Source organism: Brevundimonas sp., assembly GCF_032107865.1.
Classification (GTDB): Bacteria; Pseudomonadota; Alphaproteobacteria; order Caulobacterales; family Caulobacteraceae; genus Brevundimonas.
Window position 1 is genome coordinate 1 of the sequence record NZ_DAMCNG010000161.1, and the last position, 6,279, is coordinate 6,279.

At 67.0% G+C, this 6,279-nt stretch carries 6 protein-coding genes and 1 pseudogene; 5 read left to right on the forward strand and 2 right to left on the reverse strand.

Annotated elements, in window-relative coordinates:
• The 5 genes from RT567_RS12370 to RT567_RS12390 all read left to right on the forward strand — a co-directional run.
• On the forward strand, window positions 1-329 hold a 329-nt coding region (locus tag RT567_RS12370; protein ID WP_313576629.1), incomplete at its 5' end, for a hypothetical protein.
• Between the two features lie 79 nt (window positions 330-408).
• Window positions 409-1,323: a J domain-containing protein gene (locus tag RT567_RS12375; protein ID WP_313576630.1), complete on the forward strand. Its 915-nt coding sequence runs from the start codon at window positions 409-411 to the stop codon at window positions 1,321-1,323.
• A 53-nt stretch (window positions 1,324-1,376) separates the two neighbouring features.
• Window positions 1,377-2,537 (forward strand): phosphoserine transaminase, encoded by a 1,161-nt coding sequence (locus tag RT567_RS12380; protein ID WP_313576631.1) that lies wholly within the window; start codon window positions 1,377-1,379, stop codon window positions 2,535-2,537.
• Window positions 2,538-2,615: 78 nt separating this feature from the next.
• On the forward strand, window positions 2,616-3,911 hold the full coding sequence (locus RT567_RS12385) for an adenylosuccinate synthase (protein WP_313576632.1): 1,296 nt from the start codon (window positions 2,616-2,618) through the stop codon (window positions 3,909-3,911).
• A 118-nt stretch (window positions 3,912-4,029) separates the two neighbouring features.
• Window positions 4,030-4,794: a response regulator gene (locus RT567_RS12390; RefSeq protein WP_313576633.1), complete on the forward strand. Its 765-nt coding sequence runs from the start codon at window positions 4,030-4,032 to the stop codon at window positions 4,792-4,794.
• A gap of 17 nt (window positions 4,795-4,811) precedes the next feature.
• Here the strand turns inward: RT567_RS12390 and rpoH are convergent, their stop codons facing one another.
• Both rpoH and RT567_RS12400 read right to left on the reverse strand, forming a co-directional pair.
• Window positions 4,812-5,696 carry an RNA polymerase sigma factor RpoH gene (rpoH, locus tag RT567_RS12395; protein ID WP_313576634.1) on the reverse strand — a complete coding sequence of 295 codons (885 nt, stop codon included), beginning with the start codon at window positions 5,694-5,696 and terminating at the stop codon, window positions 4,812-4,814.
• 232 nt (window positions 5,697-5,928) lie between these two features.
• Window positions 5,929-6,279: pseudogene (locus RT567_RS12400) on the reverse strand (RluA family pseudouridine synthase); the annotation flags it as partial.

The following is a 6,279-nucleotide window of genomic DNA, read 5'->3' on the forward strand; positions in this document are numbered from 1 at the left end:
CGCCGTGGCGACCGGCGCACCTACGGGCGGTGAAGGAGGGCGGCGGGTGGCGGTTGAGTTGGCTGCCGCGCGTGCGTCTGGGCGGAGACGGTTGGGAGGGGGAGCCGGTCGAGGTCGATCCGAGACGTTTCCGGGTGCGGGTGCTGGACGGTGCGGTCGAACGGCGGGCCTGGGAGGTTGAAGGGCTGGCGGCCGTCTATGGCGCGGCCGAGGCTGCGGCGGACTTTCCGAGCGGTTTGGGGGCGGGCGTGCGGGTCGCCGTGGCCCACTGGGGCGACGGGTATGGCTGGGGGACGGAGGCGATAGTTCCGCTGAAGCTGCCGATCTAAACCATGACGGCCCCTTTCGGCGGGCGGGCGCATGGCTTAACTGACGCTCTGGTCCGTATTGATCCGAGTGGAGCGAAAATTGGCTGGCGATCCCTATCAGGAACTAGGCGTTTCCAAGGGCGCGAGCGCGGACGAGATCAAGAAGGCGTTCCGCAAGCTGGCCAAGGAACTGCACCCCGACAAGAACCCCGGCGATAAACCGGCCGAGGAACGGTTCAAGCGCATCACCGCCGCCTTCGACCTGCTGGGCGACGCCGAGAAGCGGGCGAAGTATGATCGCGGCGAGATCGACGCTGACGGACGCGAGCAGTTCCGTGGCTTCGGCGGCGGTCAGGGCGGACGGCCCGGCGGCTTTGGCTTCGGCGGGCGCGGCGAAGGCGGTCCCGGCGGGCGCGCCAGCTTTGACGACATCGATCTGGAAGACATCTTCGGGGCCTTCGGTGGTGGACGCGGGGCCGGGCGCGGTTTCGGCGGCGGGCGCGGGCAGGACGTGCGTGCGACCCTGGACATCAGTCTGGAGGACGCCATCGCCGGGACGACGCGACGTATCCAGTTCTCGGATGGACGGATGCTGGACGTGGCGATCCCCAAAGGCGCTTCCGACGGCCAGGTGATCCGGCTGAAGGGGCAGGGCGCGCCGGGGCGCGGCGGTCAGGCGGGCGACGCCCTGATCGAACTGCGCATTCAGCCGCATCCGGTGTTCAAGCGCGACGGTGCCGATCTGACGATGGACCTGGCGGTGTCGGTCCCCGACGCGGTGCTGGGCGGCAAGATCCAGGTGCCGACGCCCGAGGGCGCGGTGATGATGACTATCCCCAAGGGCTCGAACTCGGGCAAGGTGCTGCGGCTGAAGGGGCGCGGCGCCTATGCGAACGGCAAGCGCGGCGATCTGCTGGCGAAGCTGGTGGTGACGCTGCCCGAGACGCCGGACGATGAACTGGTCCGGTTTGCGACTGAATGGCGCGAACGCCGGCCCTATAAGCCCGGCCGTTGATGGCCTAAGGGCTTAGCTTCCTTCTTCTCCTCCCCGAGACTGTAGAGACCGTCATGACGCCCAAGCCCGCCGCCAAGCCCGCTCGCCCCTGGTTCTCGGCCGGGCCGACGGCCAAGCGTCCGGGCTGGTCGCTGGCGGGGCTGCCGACGAACCTGATAGGCCGGGGCATTCGCGCGCCGGAGGTGGCCGAGCGGTTTGCGCATGGCCTACAACTGACGCGCGAGGTGCTGAGTCCGCCGGACGACTATGTGCTGCTCTATACGCCGGGGTCGGACACGGGCGCGGTCGAGGCGGCGCTGTGGTGCATGCTGGGCGAGCGGCCGGTGCAGGTCGTCGCCTATGAGAATTTCGGCCAGGTCTGGGCGACGGATGTGCGCGACCATCTGAAGCTGGAGCCGGAGGTGCTGACGGCGCCGTGGGGCGAACTGCCGGACCTGTCGAAGGTCGATCCGAAGAAGGACGTGGTGTTTCCGTGGAACGGCACGACCTCGGGCGTGCGCGTGCCGAACGGCGACTGGATCGCCGACGACCGCGAGGGGCTGACCATCTGCGACGCGACCTCGGCGGCGTTCGCCATGGACCTGCCGTGGGACAAGCTGGATGTGACGACCTTCAGCTTCCAGAAGGCGCTGGGCGGCGAGGCGGGCATCGGCCTGATGGTGCTGTCGCCGCGCGCCGTGGCGCGGCTGGATGCGTATCGCCCCGATCGGGCCGTGCCCAAGGTGCTGCGGATCGTCGACAAGAAGGGCTTCGACCGGACCCTGGCGGACGGGGTGGTGATGAACACCTTCTCGGTGCTGACCATCGAGGACTGGATCGACGCGCTGGACTGGGCCAAGGGCGTGGGCGGTCTGTCGGCGCTGATCGCGCGTACTGACGCCAACTATGAGGCCCTGGCCGAGTGGGTGGAGCGGACCGATTGGATCGACTTCCTGCCGGAGCGACCGGACGTTCGTTCGACCACGTCGGTCTGTCTGAAGTTCGTTGATCCTCGCATCGCGGCGATGGACGATGCGGGACAGAAGGCCTTCGTGAAGCGGTTCAAGGCGCTGCTGGAAGACGAGGGGGCGGTCTATGACATGGAGCCGCATCGTTATGCGCCTCCGGGTCTGCGTCTGTGGTGCGGTTGCACGGTGGAAACGGCGGATGTCGTGGATGCGACGCCGTGGCTGGAATGGGCGTTCCAGACGGCAGTCAGTGAGCTGAGCGCATAATTCTGCGCTGTCGGGGCGACTCCGGACGATTCAGGGGTTATAGGCTCCCACCGCATTCTGGATTGCGGAGAAACGGTCTTGGCTAACGTCGCAGTGGTCGGCGCCCAATGGGGCGACGAGGGCAAGGGCAAGATTGTCGACTGGTTGTCGAACCGGGCCGACATGGTCGTGCGGTTCCAGGGCGGCCATAACGCCGGCCATACGCTGGTCGTCGACGGCAAGGTCTATAAGCTGGCGCTGCTGCCTTCAGGCGTGGTGCAGGGCAAGCCCTCGATCATCGGCAACGGCGTGGTCGTGGACCCCTGGCACCTGGTCGGCGAGATCGAGAAGATCCAGGCCCAGGGCGTGGCCATCACCCCCGATATCCTGACCATCGCCGACAACGCCTGCCTGATCCTGCCGATCCACCCGGCCCTGGACGTGGCGCGCGAAGCCGCCGCCAGCGCGCCGGGCGCCAAGATCGGCACGACCGGCCGCGGCATCGGCCCGGCCTATGAGGACAAGGTCGGCCGCCGCGCCATCCGCGTCTGCGATCTGGCCAACGAAGACGACCTGAAGATCAAGATCGACCGCCTGCGCTCGCATCACGATCCGCTGCGTGCGGGTCTGGGGCTGGAGCCGATCGATCCGGCGGCGCTGCTGGCGCAACTGCTGGAGATCGCGCCGAAGATCCTGCCCTATGTCAAACCGGCGTGGCGCGTGCTGGATCAGGCGCAGAAGGACGGCAAGCGGGTGCTGTTCGAGGGGGCGCAGGGCGCCTTCCTGGACGTGGATCACGGCACCTATCCCTATGTGACCAGCTCCAACACCATCGCTGGCCAGGCGGCGGCGGGTTCGGGGATCGGTCCGCGCGGTGTCGGATACGTGCTGGGTATCGTGAAGGCCTATACGACCCGCGTGGGCGAAGGCCCCTTCGCCTGTGAACTGAACGATGAGGTCGGCGAGCATCTGGCGGTCGTGGGCCGCGAGGTCGGCGTCAACACGGGCCGGGCGCGTCGCTGCGGCTGGTTTGACGCGGTGCTGGTGCGTCAGTCGGTGGCGATCAACGGCATCGACGGCATCGCCCTGACGAAGCTGGACGTGCTGGACGGCTTGAAGACGCTGAAGATCTGCGTCGGCTATCGCATCAACGGCGAGGTGCTGGACTATCTGCCGTCCAGCCTGAAGGATCAGGCCTCGGCCGAGCCGGTGTTTGAGGAGCTGGAAGGCTGGACCGAGAGCACGGGCGGCGTCCGCAGCTTCAAGGATCTGAACGCCCATGCGCTGAAGTATGTGCGGCGGATCGAGGAGCTGATCGGGGCGCCGGTGGCCCTGCTGTCGACCAGCCCCGAGCGCGACGACACCATTCTGATGCGCGATCCCTTCCAGGGCTAGGTTTACATTTTTGGGCGAGGCAACGACGCCTTAACCCGTGAGACATAGGGTCGGGCTCTGAAATGGAGCTCGCCCCGTGTTCGCCCTAGACGCCAAAACGATACAAAGGATCGCGCCGGTGGTTCGGCGCGTGCTGATCGTTGATCCCAATCCCGCCGCCGCGCGTCTGCTGATGGACCTGTTGAAGGGGTTCGGATCGCGCGAGATTGTGGTCGAGGGCGACGAGGCGCGGGTGCTTGATCTGGCGCGCGAGATGGAGCCGGGCCTGATCTGCACTGAGCGAGCGGGTCCGAAGCTGGACGGCGAGGCTCTGGTGCGGCGCATCCGTCGCTCCAGCCTGTCATGCCGACGCGCGCCGATCATCATGGTGACGGCCGAGGCGACCGCCAGCGCCATCAAGGGCGCGCGGGATTCCGGCGTGCATGAGTTCCTGAGAAAGCCGTTCACCAGCGGCGACCTGCAGCGGCGGATCGAGAACCTGGCGACCAAGCCGCGCGACTGGGTCGAAGCGGTGGGCTATGTCGGGCCGGATCGCCGGCGCTTCAACTCGGACGATTACGCCGGGCCGCAGAAGCGTAAGGCGGACAAGCCGCGTTCCGGCGCCGAGGCCGCAGTGGCGGTCAAGGATCAGGCGATGCGGATCCTGTTTTCGGCCCTGACGCAGTTCGACAGCGATCCGATGCAGGCCGTGCGGGCCATCAAGCAGCAGGCCGAGACGCTGAAGGCCCTGGCCATCAAGACCGGCGACGCACCGCTGGCGATCGCCGCAGCGGGGCTGGATACGGTGCTGGCCGCCGGCGCGCCGACCAAGGCCACGCTGACGGCGCCGGTTCAGGCGGTGCTGAATCTGGCGCCGCCCGAGACCCTGGCGCGGGCGGGGTAGGGGGAGATGGGTCGACGTCAGGCGTCGACCAGGTTCCGTTCCTCAGCCGCAGCGCGCATGGCTTTCTGCAGCTTTTCGAAGGCGCGCACCTCGATCTGACGCACGCGCTCGCGGCTGACGCCGTACTGACCGGCAAGCTCCTCCAGCGTGACCGGGTCGTCCTTGAGGCGGCGTTCGGTCAGGATGTGCTTCTCGCGGTCGGTCAGTTCCTCCATGGCCTCTTGCAGCAGGCTCATGCGGATCGACTTTTCCTCGTTTTCGGCGAGTTGAGTCTCCTGGCTGACGGCGTTGTCGTCGGCCAGCCAGTCCTGCCACTCGCTTTCGCCGTCCGCGCGCAGCGGGGCGTTCAGCGAGGCGTCGCCGCCGAGGCGGCGGTTCATGTTGGTGACTTCTTCTTCCGACACGCCCAGCTTGGTGGCGATGGCCGCCAGGTGTTCCGGGTGCAGGTCGCCTTCCTCGAAGGCCGAGATCTGGCTCTTGGCCTTGCGCAGGTTGAAGAAGAGCTTCTTCTGTGCGGCCGTGGTGCCCATCTTCACGAGGGACCAGGAGCGCAGGATGTATTCCTGGATCGACGCGCGAATCCACCACATGGCGTAGGTCGCCAGGCGGAAGCCCTTGTCGGGATCGAATTTCTTGACGGCCTGCATCAGGCCGACGTTGCCCTCGGAGATCACCTCGCCGATCGGCAGGCCGTAGCCGCGATAACCCATGGCGATCTTGGCCACGAGGCGCAGGTGAGAGGTCACGAGACGGTGGGCGGCCTCAGGATCCTGGTGTTCGCTCCACCGCTTGGCGAGCATGAACTCCTCATCCTTGGTCAGCATCGGAAACTTGCGGATTTCCGTGAGATAACGGGACAGTCCCTGTTCAGGCGACATCACCGTCAGCGTGGTATTGGCCATGTGGTCCCTCCGACCGAATGCTAGAGCAGGCGCCGCGGCTCTGACCACATGACGTGCATCATCACCTCGCCCCTCAACTGATAAGATGGGAATCCGTTGCCCGAAGCGAAAGGGGCGGATTGTCTCAATTCGGCGGCGACTGTGCAGTCGTCCGTCGTGGCGACTATCTAGCACAGATATTGTTGCTAATAAAGCGGACAGTTTGGCCCAGACGCGACGGCGCGCCAAAGCGTCAGAGTTCGCTGAGCAGGGCTTCCAGCCGCAGCATGTCCTCGGGCGGGGCGGTTTCGAAGCGGAGGGCTTCGCCGGTGACAGGGTGGACGAAGCCCAGGACGGCGGCGTGCAGGGCCTGGCGTTTCAGGCCGGACGCCTCGACGGCGGCGCGGACGGGGGCGGCGGGGCTGCCCGAACCATAGACGGGATCGCCGAGCAGGGGCGCGCCCTTGGACGCCATGTGGACGCGGATCTGATGGGTGCGGCCGGTGTGCAGGGTGCAGGCGACGCGAGCGGCCAGCGGGGCGTTGGAGGCCTTGGCCGGGCGGCCGAAGGTTTGCTGGACCACATAGTCGGTGATGGCTTCGCG